Source organism: Streptomyces camponoticapitis (assembly GCF_014646115.1).
Classification (GTDB): Bacteria; Actinomycetota; Actinomycetes; order Streptomycetales; family Streptomycetaceae; genus Streptomyces; species Streptomyces camponoticapitis.
Genome location: NZ_BMMV01000017.1, coordinates 119,813 through 138,210, shown reverse-complemented (window position 1 = coordinate 138,210; position 18,398 = coordinate 119,813). Strand labels below are relative to the sequence as shown.

The window sequence follows — 18,398 nt, the reverse complement described above, 5'->3', positions numbered from 1 at the left end:
TGCAGCGCAGGGCCGGTGTCGATCCCGCGTGGATGGCCGACGCCACCATGGTCGAATGGCGCGGCGGCGGCCCTCACTCCTGGCGGTGACCGGCCCCGTCCCCCACCGTACGCAGGTCCTCCAGTGCCAGCCGGGCCCGTTCCGCGAGCCCGTCGGCGCCGCACCACTCGGCGAGTACGCGGCCCCGGCCGAGGTCCGGCGCCGACCTCGCGGCGATGCCGTACTCGACGCGCGCGACCGCCAGCTCGTACCTGCACGGAGAGGCTTCGAGATGAGTGACGGCCTCGCCGAGCAGTTTGACCGCGGCCGGTCCCTCGGTGAGGGACGCGGAGCAGCACAGGGCCACTCCTATCGCGGTGTGCGTGCCGAAACGCTCGGCCCGGTCGCGTGAGTACGCGGCGAGTTCGGCCGCGCGGCCCGGGTTCACGTCGGCGAGTGCCCGCGCGAGGTCGATCGCCCAGGCGCCCATCACCCCGTTGTGGCGGCCTCGGGCCGTCAACGCCCGCCCCGCGCCTTCGAGTTCGGTGATCCCCTCCTCCGTACGGCCGAGAGCGAGCAGCAGCCTGCCCCGTACGGAGCGTGCGTCGGGGATGGCGATGGACGAGGCATACGGCGGTCCGAAGCCGTAACGCTCGGCGGCCGCGCGTGCCTCTTCGACACGGCCCCGGGCGAGCAGGGTGTCGACGAGCATGCAGATGCCGTTCCAGTGCATCGGCAGGCGGTCACCGACCCGGTCGGCGAGGCGCAGGCTCTCGCGCAGATACATCTCCGCGTCGGCGAGGTGGCCACGTCTGCGGTGGGCGTAGCCGACGAGCGTGTGGGCGAAGGCGAGATGGCCGCCGCTCCAGCCGGAGATCTCGAAGGCGCGCATGCCTTCGTCGAAGAGGGTCTCCGCGCGGTCGAGTTGGTCGGCGAAGGCGAGGGAGAGCCCGAGCAGGGCGGGAGGTTCGAAGCCCCAGGCCATGCCGGTCCAGCCGGTGCCGGGGGCGAGTCCGCCGTCGAGCAGGGCCCGTTCGGCGATCTGGATGATCTCCTCGGCGTTCTCGCCGCGTGCGGTGGCGTCGAATGCGCGCAGCATCAGCAGGACGCGTTCGGTGTTGTCGCGTCCGGAGAGCGCGGCGGCGGTCTCGGCGAGACGGCGGGAGCGTTCGCGCCCGTCGTCCTCCGTCTCCTGCACGCCCTCCCAGAGGAAGTGCGCCGCCTTGAGCCTCATCTGGGCGGGGCCGGACGGGGTGCGGGCCGCTTCGGCGGCGACGACCCGGGCGGCTTCCCGGGTCTGGTCGTTGTGCGTGAGTGCCTGGGAGAGCCGGAAGACGGCGTCGACGCGCAGGTTGTCGTCGAGGAGAAGACGGCGTCGACGCGCAGGTTGTCGTCGAGGAGCTGGGTGTCGATCGCGTCGCGGAGGTGCCTGACGGTGGTGGCCGGTGACGCCAGGAGGGTCGCGCAGCCCAGTTCGTACAGGACTTCGGCCCGGACCCGGGGCAACGGCGGCTCCGTCAAGGCGCGTTCGAGGCAGCGGCGGGCGGCGTCGGGGGCGCCGACCGCGAGGTGTTCCGCGGCTGCCTCGCGCAGTTGCTCGACCAGTTCGGCGTCGTTGTCGGGGTGGACTTCGAGGAGGTGCCGGGCGGCGAGGGCGGCGCCGAGGCCCTTGCGGGTGACGAGCCAGGCGGCGCGGCCGTGGAAGGCGGTCCGGATGCCCGAGGGGATGGCGCGGTAGACGGCGGTGGCGATGAGGGGGTGGACGAACTCCAGCGGGTCGTTGCCGACGAGGATGCGGGCGAGCCGGAGCCGTTCGGCGCAGTCGGCGGCCTCCGCCGGCCCCATCCCGGCGAGGGACACGACGAGTTCGAGTGAGATGTCGGTGCCGAGGATCGCCGCGGCCCAGGCGAAGCGGGTCGTGGTGGTGCCCAGCCCCTCCAGCCTCGCGATGAGGCCGGTGCCGCGGGTCGCGGCGCCCAGCGCGCTGAGGGCGCCGGCGGATCGGCCGACGGGGTCGAGGGCTTCGTCCCGCGCCTTGGCGAGCAGTTCGACGGTCTCGTAGGCGTTGCCGCCGGTGACTTCCCACACCTCGCGGCAGAACGGGTCGTCCGCGTGCTCGCCGAGAGCGGCGCGGGCGAGTCTGGCGGTGGCCTCGGAGGTCAGCGCCTTGAGGGTGACGAGCAGTCTGGCACTCTCGCCGAGGGCCCGCAGGAGGTGGGCGCATTCGCCGATCGCGTCCTCGCTGCGGTACGCGACGACGACCAGGATCGGCGGGCCGCCCGTACGCCGGGCGAAGGACGCGAGCCAGCCGAGGGATTCCAGGTCGGACCAGTGCGCGTCGTCGACGATCACGACGAGTGGGGGCAGTGTCTCGGCGAGCCTGCGGAACAGGGTCTCCAGGCCGTCCCTCACGCCCTGCGGGTCGGCGGGCCGCGCGCCGGGCGGCGCGACTCCGAGCGCGGGGCCGACGATGTCGTACCCGTCACCGAGCAGGTCCCGTACGTCGTCGGGTCCACGCTCCGTCAGGGCGGGCTGGAGCAGCTGCCGTACGACATGGAACGGCACGGACGTCACGGTCTCGCCGCCGCGCGCCGACCAGACCGTGCAACGCCCGGCGGCCATACGCCGGACCTCGGCGAGCAGCGCGGTCTTGCCGAGTCCGGCGGCGCCCCGGTAGACGAGCAGTCCACCGGACGGTGTGTCTCCGAAGAGCCCCTCGACGGCGTGCGCGGCCGCGGCGATCTCCGGCTCGCGTTCGAGAAGCGGGAGGCCGTCCGACTCCTCCGGCGGGGGCATCTTCACCCTCCTCAGGGGAACGAGCGTGCAGGTCAGGTCATGACCCTAGCCCGCCGGTCCCGCCGGTGGGCAGGGATCGGCGCGGATCCGGACGATTTGGTCCGGCGGCGACCGGTGTCTGTACGGGGGTGGAGTCTCTAGGGTCGCACCATGCGAGACGAACCCACAGGGCGCGCGGCGCCGTTGGTCCTGAAGGGCGTCAACTACGACGCGGGAACGGACTACTCGGGCGGGGGCTCTTCCCCGCCGCCCTGGCCTGACGAGGTCGTGCGCCGCCATATGGCCCTGATCCAAGGGGAGTTGCACGCGAACTCGGTGAGCATCCTCGGCACGGACATCGACCGGCTGGCCGCGTACGCGGGCTTCGCCGCCGAGGCGGGCCTGCATGTCTGGTTGCAGCCCCGGCTCATCGAGGGCGACGCGGAGGCGACGCTGACGCATCTGTCGGCGGCGGCCGACGCCGCCGAGGGGCTGAGGCGGCGCCACGGGGCGGTCGATCTCAACGTCGGCTGCGAACTGACCGTCTTCGGTTCGGGGTTCATCCCGGGTGACACCTACGGAGACCGTCTGGCCAAGCTGGCGCTCCCGGAGTGGTGGCCGCGGATGCCGGAGTTCAGCGAGAAGCTCAACGTGCATCTCGCACGCGCTATCGAGGTGGCCCGCGCCCGCTTCGGCGGCCGGCTGACGTACGGCGGCGCGCTGTGGGAGCAGGTCGACTGGTCGGGCTTCGACTTCGTGGGACAGAACTACTACCGGATGGCGTTCAACACCGAGCACTACACGGACGGTCTGCGCGCGCACCTGGACCACGGGAAGCCGCTCCTGATCACCGAGTTCGGATGCTGCACCTTCGAGGGCGCGGCGGCGGCGGGCCCGTCCGGCTACGACATCATCGACTGGACGGTGGATCCGCCGGTCCTGAACGGCCCCCACGTCCGCGCGGAGCAGGAACAGGCCGACTATCTGACGGACCTGCTCGACCTCTACGAGGCCCACGGTGTCCACGGCGCGTACGTCTTCGAGTTCGCCTCGCCGAAGCCGTACTCCCCCGACCCGGCGAAGGACTTGGACATGGCGAGCTTCGGCCTGCTGAAGGCGGTCGGCGGCGGCTGGGAGCAGAAGGAGTCGTTCCGGGCGGTGGCGCGGCGCTTCGGCTAGTCCTGGCCGCGTGCCGTGCCGCCGCCTCGGAGGGAGGAGAGGACCAGACGGCCGTAGCGGGTGGTGAGCGCCGCGGCCGTCGCGGCGATCGACAGGCCGAGTGCGACGAGGAGATGGGACACCGATTCGTCGCCGAGCACCTGGAGCACCCCGAGCGCTGTCCCGAGCGGCAGCCCGAGAATGGTGAGCACGCCCAGGGCCGCGCTGATCTGCTGGCTCTCCAGGGTCTGCACGAGCCGGCTGTGGTCGGCGGCCTCCGCGAGGATCTCGGCGAACCGTTCGGGGAGCCGGTGCTGGTGCTGGAAGGCGAGCAGCAGGCCGTTGGCGGGGCCGTGCGCGGTGAGGTGCTGACGCCAGTAGGTGCTGCGGAAGCGGGCGATGTTCTTCTCCAGCGCGGTCACCCGCCGGGTGAGCCGCTCGGAGTCGAAGACCTCGGAGAGCTCTTCGGTGAGTTCGTCGATGTGATCGCGCTGGAGCGACCCGAGGAGCAGTGCGTCGAGGTAGACGGTCCGCGCGTGCAGGGCGGCGAAGTCGTAGAAGTCGCCGTCTCCGGTATCGGCCCGGTGCCCGAGAAAGGCGGCTCCGTGCCGCAGCACGAGGGCGCTCCAGTCGGCGGATATCCGGACGGTGGAGGCGTCGTGGTGCGGGGCGCTCTCGGGTGCGACGGGAAAGTCCCCCGGGGCGGAACGAGAGGCCAGCTGCCAAAGCCATCGATCGGCTGTGGGCGGCAGTGCGGCTTCAGGGTCTTGCCTCAGTGCATGCGTGTGGAGAGGCCCGGGGGTGAGAAAGGCAATGGTGTACGGGCGAGCGAGGGCGAAGGTCTCTTCGCCACCCAGTACTTCGCCGACCCCCGCGAGCAGCGTTGCGGGATCGAGCGGCCCGGCGAGCGGCTCCGGACCTGCGGTCGGCCGGTGCCCGATGGCCCGGAGGACGGGCAGCAACGGCTGATCGACAGAAAAGTGCAGCACGGCGAGCGCATGGTGCGGATCGCGGGCGGTGGGGGCGCGCAGCACCTCCATGGCGACAAGCCGCAACCCGTTGTGGCTGGTGTCCGCCGCGCGGTGCCACCGACAGGCGCGCCCAGGTGTTCCGTAAAGGACCCGCGCGCAGGCGGGGGCGAAGTACGTCGACCTGGTGGTGGTGTCGGTACGTCGGCTGCCGAGCTCGAACGGAAACGGTCCCTCCTCCCACCCGGGCGTTCGGAGCAACCTCACCGGCAGGACAACGGTGAGGGTCTGCCTGGCGCCGGTGGCGGACTCGAGCGTCGGGGAGTCGCCGCTCACTCGTAGTACTCGGCGGGGTCGGGCTGGTCGAGCCGGATAACGAATTCCGCCCTGCCGGGGCTGTCATCGGAGAGGTGAAAGCGGACTCGTTCACCAGTACGAATTGTCCTGAATCCCTCCGTCACGATCTGCCGGTAGTCGAAGACGTAGTAACGCTCGTCTTCGACATCCTGCACAACGTAGGCGCCAACGGCGCCGGTCATTCCTCCACCACTGGGACGTCGGTCGACAATCGTTCCTAGGCGTGGCTCACTACCCATCCGGCAAAGTCCTCCCCATCGTGATGTCCTGTACGCAGCGGAAGCCGACCGCGTTACTCCCTCCGCGTTTCCGGTATACGCCTTTGCTGCTCGTCTGCACGGCACGCAGCGGGTTGTCATAACTGCCGCCACAGATGACGGCCTCTCCGGCATCGGCAAGGCTGGTGGAGGTCCACTCCCAGGCGTTTCCGACCATATCCACGATGCCGTACGGGGAACGGTTGTCGGGGCGTTCGTCCACCGGCCGCACCCATGCCCTACGCGCGGCATCGAGCGCGAAGTCCCGCTGCCAAGCCTGGTAGGTCACGACGGGTCGACCGACCCACATATCAGCGCAGTTGACTGAGGCACCGTCGGCGGCGTCGCCCCAGGGGAAGAGTCGGCCGATCGGCCCCCTGGCCGCCGCTTCCCACTCGAGAGCGGTAGGCAGTCTCTTGCCCGCGAAGGCGGCAAAGGCGTACGCGTCCCACCAGTTGACGCATACGGCTGGATAATTGTCATAACGGGGGTCCAAGTAGTAGTCGGACTCACGGAGCCGATCCGTCCAAGGATGGTGGCTGATATGAGACGGCTGATCCGGGTGGTCCCAGGGCGACGTGCCATCCTCGTCCAACACTGCGATGAACCTGCGGTATTGAGCCACGGTTACGGGATGGCGGTCGAAGAGAACCGGCGCGTGGACTGGACGGAGTAGGAGCCTCTCGGCCGGGCCGACCAGGTAGGTGTCGGCCGGCAGAACACAGTCGTCGGATGTCGGCCCTTTCTCGACATGCACAAGGAAGGAACGTACCTGTTCAGTGAGGAACGGCCCTCCCGGCGTTTCGGCCGCCGCAGCTCTGCCTTGCGGGGTAGCAAGATAGCGGGCGGCCAAGAGTTCGTGGTAGGCGGTGTGCACGAAGGCGACCGTTTCTGGTCCCGCGGGCCGGAGCAGTGTCGCCAGCACGCACGAGTCGGCTTCCAGGCGTCCGTCCGCGAAGGCGTCCCTGCCAAGCATCCGGTGCAGGTCGAGGAGGGAGAATACGGTGCGGTCGGCCAGGAACTCCCGGCCGAGGGTGGCCGGTAGATGCCGCTCGATCTCCGGTCGTCCCGCCTCAGTCAGGGACCGGGTGATGTGAGTCGCGAGAATGTCAGCGAACGGCTGTGCCGGGCTCAGCCGGAGCGTCGCGGTGAGCCGCTTCTCCAGGGGTGTCGTGTCGGATTCAGCAAGGCGAACCAGATGGAAATGAGGTACGCGGGCGGGGTCCACTCCGTTTGCGTACATCTGTTCCACCAATTGCTCGGAGCGACCGGCACGACTGTCCAGAAGTTGTCGGACCTGCGGCGAGTCGGCCAGGAAGGAGACGCGGGAACTCATGATCACCGCAGACTCCGCAGAGAGCACCGCCGCGAGATCCGCGAAGATCCGCAGAAATCCGGCGGGACTCGCCTCTTCGACACCTTCGTCCACGGCGTCCAGCACGCACAGCGCTGTCCCAGAACGAATCAGGTAGAGGAAGAGCTCGTAGGCGCGGGAACGGTCCGACGCCATGGCCGGGGCGAGAAGCCTCCCGACGTAGTCTGCGAACGATTCGTCTCTGGCCTTGAGGCCGAGGTCGAAATAGAAACGGAACCGGCGAGTTTCAGGGTCCACTGCCAGCGCGCGCAGAAGCGTGCTCTTGCCGCTTCCCGGCCGACCAGTGACCAGCACATTCGCACTGCCCCGGGCCAGACGTGCGAGCAGAGCGGCGGCGTCTTCATCCTCCGTCACCTGCGGCTCACCGGTCCACGGATCGGCCGAGAGGACAGCGGCGGTGAGCGTGGATGAGGCCTCAGCGCGAGCAGGGGTACCGGCAAGGCCATCGAGATGGGTGTCGAGGTTGACGAGTGTGTCGACGAATCCGTCGTAGCGCACGATTCGGCAATCCTGACCGAGAAGTTCGTGCAGGCAGTCTCCCGACCGACTGCCGTCGTCGTCCTCCAACACGACGAAGCGGGTGCGCTTGGGCAACTGGGTTCGGAGTAGTTCTCCATCGCCGGAGGCGAGCACGGTCCGCAGGTCGTCCGCGTGTCGGGACAGCAGCAGTTCCACATACTCGAGCCGCATCCCGGACTCGCGGCAGAAGAGTTGGTAGACGGTGTCGGGGCTGAGGACGAAGCGCTTGGCCTGGCGGTAGCCGAGTGTGACGTGGAGCCCGGCGAGGAATTCGCAGTATCCCGCTACCGCGGGGTCCATCTGGGGTTCACCGCCGAGCAGAGCGGCGCTGCCGGCGTTAGTGAACCAAACAAGCACATCGACAAGTCGGCGTATCGCCAGCAGCCCGTCCTCGTCGGTGATGTCATAACCATCGTGTGTGGAGCGGTTACGAAGCCTGCGGATGTCGTCCAGCGCGTCCAGGACGGTGCTGCTGCGGATGTGCGGGCGACAGCGCTTGACAAGATCGTTCAGTGCCTTGGTGGCCGGATCGCCCTCGATACCGTGATGCCGCCACAACTCTTTGAGTAACTTCTCGGTCAGCTTCCCGATGAGGGCGACGGCATTCTCGGGATAGCCGTCGTTCAGTGAGCGAAGAGGCCGCTCCAGGTCGAGACCCAAGTGATCGGCGATACGGGAGTGATCCTCAAGTTCGCCACGCAGGCGCCGTAGCCGTTCGTCAACCATCGTGCTCATCAGCCCTCACCCCGCCGTACGCCGGTGATGAAGGCGAACCGGTCGGGGAAGACGAGCACCGGTTCGGGATGGGCTTCGCGCATCTCGTCGATCCCCTTGTCGAGCTCTCTGTCACTGAATGTGGACAGCAGCGACATGTAGCGCGAGCGCACCATCCGGAAGTAGGTGTCACGCTTGACACGCAACTCGTGTTCAACGTGAGTGAGTTCCACGTCCAGCTCAGCTGCTCTGAGGTGGCGGAGGATAATCTCCGGGTCAGGTTGCAGTTCCTCGAACCGTGTGAGGGCGTCCTGGAACAACGGATACCGAATCGTGGCGGGCAGCATCACGACGAGGATCCTCCCGCCGGCGGCGAGACGTGCGGCGAGTGACCGCAGGGTGCGGCCGGCCTCGGCCAGGTGGTGCACGGACTCCTTCAGCCACAGCGCGTCGAGACGCTCGTAAGGCAGGCCGACCCGACCCTCAGCAATGTCCTCCGCGGAACCGACTACCTTGGTCAGCCCTTCCGGTGCCGGGGTTCCGATCTGACGCAGCATCGCTTCGGACGGATCGACACACAGGATGGGGTGCCTGGGCTGAACCGACCTGGCCACCTCACGGGCGAACAGGCCGGTGCCACAGCCCACATCGGCGATTCGGTCCTTCGACGAGAGACGCAACGCCTCCATGATCCGGGCCGACATCCAGGGGACGTAGTCCGGTCCGTATACCCAGTGCTCGTCGTACTCAGCCGCAAGGTCTTCATAGTGCCCTCGTACATCACGCCGCTCCACGATCCCCCCGAGCTCCCAACCGGTACCGCTGCGTCAACCCACTCTCAGGCTACCGTGAGGCAGTTGGCGACGACACTGCGTAAAGGCGGGCGGGACGCGGACCTCTGGCGTTCACAGCCAACAGGGCGGTGCCACGCCCCAGCCCCGGCGCGGGACCGGGGCGTGGGGAACCGGGGGCGCGTTCGGTTGGGAGTTCTCCGTGGCGATGCGGGTGCCCCACTCGATCTAGCTCATGAACGCCGCGCGGAAGTCAAGGTCGGCAGGCAGACCGATCTCGTCCGCCGCGTCAACGAGGAGGTCCACCCAGCGTCGGCGGATGATCCCCGCTCATGCCGGCGAATAGCGGTGCGAGCAATTCGTCCTCGACGACGTTTTCGTAGAAGCGGCTGAAAATCCGCTCGAAGGCTGCAGCGCCACCGGCCCAGCCATAGGGGGTCGGTGGTTGCGGTGTACCGGCGTCGACACCGACCAAATCGGTCGGTGAGTAGTGGCGCATCTCTTCGACGGCATCGACGTACGGTCAGATCTCCGCGAAGAAGGCGCGGAATTCCTTACTGGATCTGAAGTCCCGCGGATACTTGTCGATGGACTCCCAGCGGGATCCGCAGGATGTAGTGGTCGGGCTCCTCGACGAAGCCGGAGAGCTCGAAGGTCGTGACAGGCGGGCGCCCGGCTCCAGGAAACCGACACGACCGGCGATACGGCGCACTGAGTCAAAAATAGCCCTACTGACGTCGAACCATGCGGTGACCGGCCGGAAGACCACCATTTCCCCCGCGTCCGGCGCAACGCCGTTATGCGTGTATGTTGCCTTCTCCTGGAAGCCGCGCGGTTTCCCCGGAAATACCGTGACCAAGCAATCCACGCGGCCGGCCGCGGGCTTCCCGGCGGCCTCTCCCTCCTCTGTCGCCTTCGACGAATCTGCACACCGAATACGCAGGCGGACACAGCCGGCCGCCAGGTCCGTACCTGTGACCGTGTACACGTACGGCCTTGATGCGGGAATGTCCATTTCAGGGTGTGGGATCGCGTGAAGAAGCTGCCATCAAGCCATGGACGCCCGCGCACTTGTAGGTGCTCCAACGCACGGACGGGACCTGTTCGTTGGGCGTTCGAGTGGCTACCCGACCGGCCTCCGTGCTTTGATCCTTCGCACTGCGGGAGTCACCCCGGCGCCATTCGGCGGATTTCCGAATCCTGATACTCGGAAATCCGCAGGGGTCGCCCCGACGACCGTTGCGACGGCCGGTTCGCCAGTACGGCAAGGCCGGTCGTGGCCATTTGAAAAGCCATGCGAAGGGAATCTCACATCATGAACCGCTCTCCCCAGGTTGAGACCCAGGAAATCTCCGACAGCGACCTCGACAACGTGTCGGGCGGTCTCGTCGGGGGCCTCGTCGGCACCGTCACGGGCACCGTGGACTCCGTCCTCCCCATCTCCGCCACGATCGGCGGCGTCGTCGGCACCGTCGAGGGTGCCACCGGCATCAACACGTCGGGTGTGACGGGCCTCGCCACGGGCGTGGTCTCCAGCCTCTGAGCTGAGACCCCAGTTCCGCCGCGTCGGCCGTGTGCCCCGGGTCCCGGGCACACGGCCGACGCGGCGGTCGTCGTGGCGGAGGTCGCGGCGGTGGTGGTTGTCGAGGTGAATCCCGTGTCCGAACACTGAGCAACGAGGGAAGAGCGTCGTGCAGTTCCGCCAACAGGCCCTCTCCAAACTGCAGTCGCCCGAGGAGATCGATCTGCCGGTGCGCTTCGCCCGGCCCCAGGGCTGTCTCGTCCTCGGCGTCACGGTCGTCGTGATGATCGCCGCGGCCGTCTGGGCGGTGACCGGCAGCGTCTCGTCCACCCTCGGCGCCCCCGGCATCCTCACCCACGCGCAGGGCAGTTACGTCATCCAGAGCCCCGTCGCCGGCCAGGTCACGGAGGTGCTCGCCGAGGAGGGCCGGCGGGTGTCCGCCAACGCCCCCCTCGTCAAGGTCCGTTCGGCCGAGGGCAGCACCGTCGTCCGCACCATCGGCGCCGGCCGGCTCACGACCCTCGTCGCGGCCGTCGGCTCCGTGATCACCACCGGCGCCGACGTGGCGGCGGTGGAGCGGGTCGAGAAGGAGGACGACCCGCTGAGCGTGATGCTGTACGCCCCCGCCGACAGCGGAGCGACCGTACCCGTGGGCGCGTCCGTGGACGTCACCGTCCAGTCGGTGCCCAAGCAGCGGTACGGCGTACTGCGCGGCCGGGTCGAAGCGGTCGGTCGCGTCGCCGAGACCAGCAGGCGCATCACCGGGTTCCTTGGCAGTACCCAGTTGGGCGAGCAGTTCTCGCGAGAGGGCCCACCCGTCGCCGTACTGGTACGACTTGACGAGTCGTCGGCGACCAGGTCCGGTTACGCCTGGTCGTCACCGGACGGGCCGCCGTACGCCGTCGAGTCCATGACCCTGGCCACCGGCTCCATCCGGCTGGCCGAACAGCACCCGATCGATTGGCTGCTCCCGTGAGCCCGCGGCGCCACCAGCCTTCTCCAGCCCCACGCAAGCACCAGCAACTGCCGCCCGCCGGACGCGGCAGGCACCGGCCCGACGAGACGCCTGACACCGGCGCCGGCTCCACCGGCGGACGGCGCCGGGCCCCCAGGCGCACGCGCCCCGCCACCGGAAGCCCGAGGCCCGGGACCGTGCGCACCCCCACCGTCCTCCAGATGGAGGCCCTGGAGTGCGGCGCGGCCTCCCTCGCCATGGTGCTCGCCCACTACGGCCGCCATGTCCCCCTGGAGGAGCTGCGCATCGCGTGCGGCGTCTCGCGCGACGGATCGCGCGCCTCCAACATCCTGAAGGCCGCGCGTAGTTACGGCCTCCAGGCCAAGGGCATGCAGATGGAGGCGGAAGCCCTCGCCGAGGTCCGGGCGCCCGCGATCCTGTTCTGGGAGTTCAACCACTACGTCGTGTACGACGGTATGCGCCGGGGGCCCGGCCGCCGGGGTGTGCACATCAACGACCCCGACAAGGGCCGCCGTTTCGTACCGTCGGAGGACTTCGACACCAGCTTCACGGGCGTGGTCCTCGTCTTCGAGCCCACCGACGCCTTCCGCAAGGGCGGCCGGAAGCCCGGGATCATGAGCGCCATGCCCGCGCGGATGCGCGGCACCGCCGCCACTCTGCTGGCCGCGCTGTTCGCCAGCCTGCTGCTGGTGGCGGTGGGCGCGGCGGTGCCCGCGCTGAGCCGTACGTACATCGACATGTTCCTGATCGGCGGTCAGACCTCCCTCCTGGGACCGCTGTTCGCGTCGATGGCCACGATGGTGGTGCTCACCGCCGTACTGACCGGGCTCCAGCAGGCGAACCTCCTGCGCGGGCGCGTCATCTCCTCCACCCTGAGCGGCGCCCGCTTCCTGCGGCATCTGCTGAAGCTGCCGGTCACGTTCTTCGCCCAGCGCAGCCCGGCCGACCTCGTGCAGCGGCTCCAGTCCAACGACGCGGTGGCCGAGACCCTGGCGCGGGACTTGGCGGCGGCGGCCGTGGACGGCGTCGTGGTGATCCTGTACGCGGCGCTGCTGTGGTCGTACGACCCCCAACTGACCCTGTTCGGCGTGCTGATGGCCCTGCTCAACGTGGTCGCGATGCGGATCGTGATCCGGCTGCGCTCCACCGGTACGCGCAAACTGCGGGCGGACAGCGCGCGGCTCACCAACACCTCGTACACCGGCCTTCAGCTGATCGAGACGATGAAGGCGACCGGCGGTGAGAACGGATACTTCCGGCGGTGGGCCGGACAGCACGCGACGACGCTGGAGGAGCAGCAGAAGCTCGGCGTGCCGAGCGCCGCGCTCACGGTCGTCGCCCCCACGCTGGCCACGCTCAACAGCGCGCTGATCCTCTGGATCGGCGGACTGCGGGCGGTGGAGGGCGCCATCTCGATCGGTCTGCTCGTCGCCTTCCAGGCGCTGGTGGTGCGCTTCACCGCGCCCATCACCCGGCTGAACGGGGTGGCGGGCCGGATCCAGGACTTCGCCGCCGACGTGGCCCGGCTCAAGGACGTCGAGAGCTTCCCCGTCGACCCGCTCTACTCGCGCCAACAGCCGGACTCCAGCACGCGCCGGCTGCTGGGCCATGTGGAGCTGGAGAACGTGGTGTTCGGCTACAGCCCCTTGGACGCGCCGCTGCTCGACGGCTTCTCGCTGTCGGTCGGTCCGGGGCGGCAGGTCGCCCTGGTCGGCGGGTCCGGGAGTGGCAAGTCCACTGTCTCCAGGCTCATTTCGGGGCTCTACAGTCCGTGGGAGGGCACGATCCGTATCGACGGGCAGCGGCTGGAGTCCATCTCCCGCAGCGCGCTCGCCGCCTCGGTGTCCTTCGTCGACCAGGATGTCTTCCTCTTCGAGGGAACGGTCCGGGACAACGTGACGCTGTGGGACCCGTCGATACCGGACGACGCCGTCGTCACCGCCCTCAGGGACGCCGCGCTGTACGACGACGTGATCGCGCGCCGCCCCGAGGGCATCCACAGCAGGGTCGAGCAGGACGGGCGCAACTTCTCCGGGGGTCAGCGGCAGCGGCTGGAGATAGCCCGCGCGCTGGTCAGACGGCCGAGCATTCTGGTGCTCGACGAGGTGACGAGCGCGCTGGACGCGGAGACCGAACGCCTGATCATCGACAATCTGCGGCGGCGCGGCTGCGCCTGCGTGGTGATCGCGCACCGGCTGAGCACGGTGCGCGACAGCGACGAGATCGTGGTCCTGGACCACGGCGCGGTCGTGGAGCGCGGCAGGCACGAGGAGCTGGTCGCCGCCGAGGGTCCGTACGCGCGACTGGTCAGGGAGCACTGACATGGTCTCCACGACGGCGGGCGCCGGGACGGGCGCGACGGCGGGCCTCGACCCGGTGATCCACGCGCTGGGCGCCCTGGGCACACCGGTCGACTGCGCGGGTGTGCGCAATGTGCCGCTGGAGGGCCCGCACGTGCTGTGGCTGGTCGTCGGCGGCACGCTCGACCTCTTCGCCGTGGACGCGGTGGGGCAGGGGCACTGGCACTTCCTCGGCCGCCTGGAAGCCGGCACGCTGCTCCTCGGTCCGGTCGAGGGCCCCCGGCACACGTTGCTGAGCAGGCCGTCGGGGGACTGCGCGCTGCGCCGGATCGCACTGCGGGAGCTGTACACGCCGCCGCCCGCGTCCGGTGATCCGTACGCCCGGCCGTACGGCGCCGACCCGTACGGCCCTGACCCGTACGGCGACGCCCGCACGGCACCGTCCACGCCTCCGGTCCCGACCCCTCTGGAGCACGCCTTCGCCCTCGGCGCCGCGCGCGGACTCGGCGCGCTCTTCCAGACACCCCTCGATGCCCGCCCGTCCACCGACGGCGCCGTCTCGGACGACGACGTGCTGTGGATGCCGGTCTCCCCCGGCAGCGTCCAGTACGGCGCCTCGTACAGCGCGGACGCGGCCGGCGACCTGCTGGTCGACGGCGCGATGTGGCAGCGGATGGTCAACCAGCAGCACCGGCTGCTGTCGGCCGTCGACCACTGGATCGAGCGGCAGGAGCGCGCGCACGAGGACCGGACCGCCGCCGGGATCAAGGCCGGCGAGGCGGTCCGGGCGCGGGCCGACGAGGCGCTGGTGGCGTCCATCGGCCGCCCCGGCACCGGCTCCGACGAGGGCGGCGCGGCCGGGGGCGCGACCGGCGACGCCGCACGGGACGCGACGTTCGCGGTCTGCCGACTGGTCGCGGCGGCCTCCGGCATCACCCTGTCCGACCACTCGCACGGCGCGGGCACCCCGCTCGACGACCGCGTCGGCCCGGTCGAACGCATCGCGATCGCCTCGCGGGTGCGCACCCGCGCCGTCCGGCTGGACGGCCCCTGGTGGCGGACCGACTCGGGCCCGCTCGTGGGCCACCGGGCCAAGTCCGGCGCCCCGGTCGCGCTGCTCTGGCGGCGCGGCCGTTACGAGGCGGTCAACCCGGCGACGCAGGCACGGCTCCGCGTCGGCGCGCACAACGCCGACGACTTCGAACCGCGCGCCGTGATGTTCTACCGCCCGCTGCCCGAAGAGCCCCTGACCCCTTGGCGGTTGCTCCGCTTCGGCCTGCGCGGCAACGGTGTGGATCTGCGTAATCTGGCGCTGACCTGTCTCGTCACCGTGGGGCTCGGGGCACTGGTGCCGATCGCGACCGGACGGGTGCTCGGCGAGTACGTGCCGAGCGCCCGCACGGGGCTGATCGCCCAGGTCTCCATCGCCGTAATGATCACCGGCATCGTCTCGGCCGCCTTCATGCTGACGCAGAGCCTGACCATCCTGCGGATGGAGGGCCGTATCGAGAGCACGCTCCAACCCGCTGTGTGGGACCGGTTGTTGAGACTGCCGACGAAGTTCTTCGCCGAACGCTCCACCGGTGAACTCGCGAGCGCGGCGATGGGCGTCAGCGCCATCCGGCGGGTGCTGTCGGGCATCGGGCCGGTGCTCGTGCAGTCGGCGGCGGTCGGCGCGATGAGCCTGGTGCTGCTGCTCGTCCACAGTGTGCCGCTCGCGCTGGCGGCGATGGCGATGCTCGTCGTGATCGCCGCCGTGTTCCTCGGGCTGGGGCTGTGGCAGCTGCGCTGGCAGCGGCAGTTGGTCGAACTCGGCAACAAGCTCAACAACCAGGCGTTCCAGACGCTGCGCGGGCTGCCGAAACTGCGCGTCGCGGCGGCCGAGGGCTTCGCGTACGCGGCCTGGGCGCGCGGCTTCGCCCGCTCGCGCGAACTCCAGCAGCGGGCGGGCCGGATCAAGAACGTGGCGACGGTGCTGGACGCGGTCTATCTGCCATTCTGCTCCCTGGTGATGTTCATGCTGCTGGCCGGACCGGCGCGCGGCAGCATGTCGGCCGGCGAGTTCCTGACCTTCAACACCGCCGTGACCATGCTGCTGACCTCCGTCACCCAGCTCACCGGCGCGCTCGTGTCGGTCGCCGCCGTGCTGCCCATGTTCGAGCAGATCAAGCCGGTCCTGGACGAGGCGCCCGAGGGCGGCGACACGGGCGCCCAGCCCGGTGTGCTGACCGGCCGGATCGAAGCCCGGAAGCTTTCCTTCCGGTACACCGACGACGGTCCGCTCGTGCTCGACGACGTGTCGCTGCGGATGGAGCCCGGCGAGTTCGTGGCGGTCGTCGGGCCGAGCGGCTGCGGCAAGTCGACACTGCTGCGCCTGCTGATCGGGTTCGACCGGCCGGTCACGGGCAGCGTGCTGTACGACGGCCAGGACCTGGCGGCCCTCGACCGCGCGGCCGTACGGCGTCAGTGCGGTGTCGTCCTGCAGAACGCGCAGCCGCTCACCGGTTCCATCTGGGACTGCGTCTGCGGCGCCGAGACGTTCTCGCAGGAGGAGGTCTGGGAGGCCGTCGAGATGGCGGGGCTGGCGGAGGACATCAAGCGCATGCCGATGGGCCTGCACACCATGATCGCCGGAGGCGGCGCCATCTCCGGCGGCCAGCGCCAGCGCCTCATGATCGCCCAGGCGCTGGTCCGCCGCCCGCGGCTGCTCTTCCTGGACGAGGCGACGAGCGCGCTGGACAACGAGACCCAGCGCACAGTGATCGAGAGCACCCGCAGACTGAACGCGGGCCGTCTGGTGATCGCCCACCGCCTCTCCACGGTCCTCGACGCGGACCGCGTGCTGGTCATGGACGCGGGACGCATCGTCGAGCAGGGGCCGCCGGCCGCCCTGCTGGCGGACGAGGGCGGCAGGCTGCACGAACTCGTACGGCGTCAGCTGGCGTGATCGCGGGGGTGTGACACGCGCGGTCCGCCTTCGATGAGCGGGGATGGGGATGGGGGGGCGGAGTCGGGTGCGCGGCGGACGCGTGATCGAATCGGACCGCCGGATCGAACCGGATCGAACCGGGGACTCAGGAAGAGGGCGGACAGGGTGACGGAGGCAGTGGCCGGCGGCGCGGGTGCCAACTGGGCCGGGAACATCGTCTTCTCGGCCGACCGGGTGCACCGCCCGGCCACGCTCGACGAGCTGCGCGCGCTCGTCGCGGGCAGCCCGCGCGTACGGGCGCTCGGCAGCGGGCACTCGTTCAACCGCATCGCCGACACCGACGGCGCCCTGGTCTCGCTCGCCGGGCTGCCCCGGACCGTGGACGTCGACACGGCGGCCGGTACGGTCCGCGTCGCGGGCGGCGTACGGTACGCGGAACTCGCCCGGACGGTGCACGAGCAGGGGCTGGCCCTGCACACCATGGCGTCCCTCCCGCACATCTCGGTGGCCGGGTCGGTAGCCACCGGCACGCACGGCTCCGGTGACACCTCCGGTTCGCTCGCGACCGCCGTACGCGCGGTGGAGATGGTCACCGCGGACGGCGACTCGGTGACATGGGAACGCGAGAAGGACGGCGGGCGTTTCGCCGGTTCAGTGGTGGCGCTCGGCGCGCTGGGCGTGGTCACCTCGCTCACCCTGGACCTCGTTCCGGCCTTCGACGTACGGCAGTTCGTCCGCACCGGGCTGCCCCTGGCGGTGCTGGAGGAGCACTTCGACGCGGTCACCTCGGCGGCGTACAGCGTGAGCCTGTTCACCGACTGGAGCGCGCCGGGCTTCGGGCAGGTCTGGCTGAAGCACCGCGCCGGCCCCGCGTCGGACCCGGCCGGGCCGGACTTCCCCTGGGGCGCCCCGGCCACCGGGCCCATGCACCCCGTGCCCGGTATGCCCGCGGCGCACTGCACCGAGCAGCAAGGGGTGCCGGGGCCCTGGCACGCCCGACTGCCGCATTTCCGGGCCGAGTTCACTCCCAGCAACGGTGAGGAGCTCCAGTCCGAGTATCTGGTCCCGCGCCACCACGCCCTCGCGGCGCTGCGGGAGGTGGCCGCGCTCGGGCCGGTGATGGCGCCTGTGCTCCAGGTCTGCGAGGTGCGCACGGTGGCCGCCGACGGTCTGTGGCTGAGCCCGGCCGAGGGACGGGACACGGTCGCGCTGCACTTCACCTGGGTCAAGGACACGGCGTCGGTGGTACCGGTGATCGCCCGGCTGGAGGCGGCGCTGGAGGATCTCGACGCACGGCCGCACTGGGGCAAGGTGTTCACGACGGCGCCGGCCGAACTGCGGGGGCGTTACCCGCGTATGGCGGACTTCCTGGAGCTGCGGGAATCCCTGGACCCGGCGGGCAAGTTCACCAACAGCTTCCTGCGCCGTCTTCTGTACGAGGACTGACCCGCGGGACCGGAGGACCGTCCCCCGAGAGGGCCCGGGAAGGCCCGTCCGGCGGTTGTTCCTGGCCGGAAGCCTGTCGGAGTGTGGCCGGAACAGCGTCATTTCGCCGACTCCGCCGCGCGATGCCTCGCCGGAAGGACCGGCCGGTGGTATCTACAACAGGGCCGCCACTCACCCCCCGCACCTCCCTCCACGCGCGCACGCACCACCGGACACATGACGCGCATCCCCCCATTCCTCGGCGGCCCCTAGGAAGGACCCGTCTTGCGAAGAACTGCCTCACGCCGTGCGCAAGCTCTCCTCAGCCTCCTGGTGTTCGCCATCACAGCGGC

11 protein-coding genes and 1 pseudogene are annotated in these 18,398 nt (G+C 70.0%); 6 read left to right on the top strand and 6 right to left on the bottom strand.

Annotation, left to right across the window (positions count from 1 at the left end; genetic code table 11):
- Window positions 1–73: 73 nt before the first annotated feature.
- A pseudogene (locus IEY79_RS24360) lies at window positions 74–2,775 on the bottom strand (ATP-binding protein).
- 150 nt (window positions 2,776–2,925) lie between these two features.
- Here IEY79_RS24360 and IEY79_RS24355 point away from each other — a divergent pair.
- On the top strand, window positions 2,926–3,933 hold the full coding sequence (locus IEY79_RS24355; protein WP_189109713.1) for a glycoside hydrolase family 113 protein: 1,008 nt from the start codon (window positions 2,926–2,928) through the stop codon (window positions 3,931–3,933).
- Here the strand turns inward: IEY79_RS24355 and IEY79_RS24350 are convergent.
- The 5 genes from IEY79_RS24350 to IEY79_RS37475 form a co-directional block, all read right to left on the bottom strand.
- Entirely contained in the window at window positions 3,930–4,967 is a 1,038-nt protein-coding gene (locus IEY79_RS24350; RefSeq protein WP_229701084.1) for a hypothetical protein, read from the bottom strand. The two genes, IEY79_RS24355 and IEY79_RS24350, sit on opposite strands and share 4 nt — an antisense overlap.
- Window positions 4,968–5,212: 245 nt before the next feature.
- A complete protein-coding gene (locus tag IEY79_RS24345; protein WP_229701083.1) occupies window positions 5,213–5,419 on the bottom strand; it encodes a hypothetical protein in 207 nt (68 codons plus the stop codon).
- Window positions 5,420–5,468: 49 nt separating this feature from the next.
- Window positions 5,469–8,123 (bottom strand): SUMF1/EgtB/PvdO family nonheme iron enzyme, encoded by a 2,655-nt coding sequence (locus IEY79_RS24340; protein ID WP_189109710.1) that lies wholly within the window; start codon window positions 8,121–8,123, stop codon window positions 5,469–5,471.
- On the bottom strand, window positions 8,123–8,896 hold the full coding sequence (locus IEY79_RS24335; RefSeq protein WP_189109709.1) for a class I SAM-dependent methyltransferase: 774 nt from the start codon (window positions 8,894–8,896) through the stop codon (window positions 8,123–8,125). The genes IEY79_RS24340 and IEY79_RS24335 overlap by 1 nt, the downstream gene beginning before the upstream one ends.
- Before the next feature lie 286 nt (window positions 8,897–9,182).
- A complete protein-coding gene (locus IEY79_RS37475; RefSeq protein WP_229701082.1) occupies window positions 9,183–9,392 on the bottom strand; it encodes a globin family protein in 210 nt (69 codons plus the stop codon).
- Window positions 9,393–10,208: 816 nt separating this feature from the next.
- On the opposite strand from IEY79_RS37475, the gene IEY79_RS24325 reads away from it, so the two are divergent.
- From IEY79_RS24325 to IEY79_RS24305, 5 genes are all read left to right on the top strand, one after another.
- Window positions 10,209–10,436, top strand: coding sequence for a type A2 lantipeptide (locus tag IEY79_RS24325; RefSeq protein ID WP_189109708.1), 228 nt, complete (start codon window positions 10,209–10,211; stop codon window positions 10,434–10,436).
- A gap of 148 nt (window positions 10,437–10,584) precedes the next feature.
- A complete protein-coding gene (locus IEY79_RS24320; protein WP_189109707.1) occupies window positions 10,585–11,391 on the top strand; it encodes a hypothetical protein in 807 nt (268 codons plus the stop codon).
- A gap of 176 nt (window positions 11,392–11,567) precedes the next feature.
- Window positions 11,568–13,712: an NHLP family bacteriocin export ABC transporter peptidase/permease/ATPase subunit gene (locus IEY79_RS24315; RefSeq protein ID WP_268240601.1), complete on the top strand. Its 2,145-nt coding sequence runs from the start codon at window positions 11,568–11,570 to the stop codon at window positions 13,710–13,712.
- Window position 13,713: 1 nt separating this feature from the next.
- Window positions 13,714–16,638: an NHLP bacteriocin export ABC transporter permease/ATPase subunit gene (locus tag IEY79_RS24310; RefSeq protein ID WP_189109705.1), complete on the top strand. Its 2,925-nt coding sequence runs from the start codon at window positions 13,714–13,716 to the stop codon at window positions 16,636–16,638.
- Between the two features lie 147 nt (window positions 16,639–16,785).
- Window positions 16,786–18,066, top strand: coding sequence for a D-arabinono-1,4-lactone oxidase (locus IEY79_RS24305; RefSeq protein ID WP_308426688.1), 1,281 nt, complete (start codon window positions 16,786–16,788; stop codon window positions 18,064–18,066).
- Window positions 18,067–18,398: the final 332 nt, after the last annotated feature.

Excerpts from the sequence above, each read along its gene's own strand:
- IEY79_RS24325 (WP_189109708.1), top strand. The coding sequence starts at position 10,209 with ATGAACCGCTCTCCCCAGGTTGAGACCCAGGAAATCTCCGACAGCGAC.
- IEY79_RS24340 (WP_189109710.1), bottom strand. The coding sequence starts at position 8,123 with ATGAGCACGATGGTTGACGAACGGCTACGGCGCCTGCGTGGCGAACTT.
- IEY79_RS24345 (WP_229701083.1), bottom strand. The coding sequence starts at position 5,419 with ATGACCGGCGCCGTTGGCGCCTACGTTGTGCAGGATGTCGAAGACGAG.
- IEY79_RS24310 (WP_189109705.1), top strand. The coding sequence starts at position 13,714 with ATGGTCTCCACGACGGCGGGCGCCGGGACGGGCGCGACGGCGGGCCTC.
- IEY79_RS24355 (WP_189109713.1), top strand. The coding sequence starts at position 2,926 with ATGCGAGACGAACCCACAGGGCGCGCGGCGCCGTTGGTCCTGAAGGGC.
- IEY79_RS37475 (WP_229701082.1), bottom strand. The coding sequence starts at position 9,392 with ATGCGCCACTACTCACCGACCGATTTGGTCGGTGTCGACGCCGGTACA.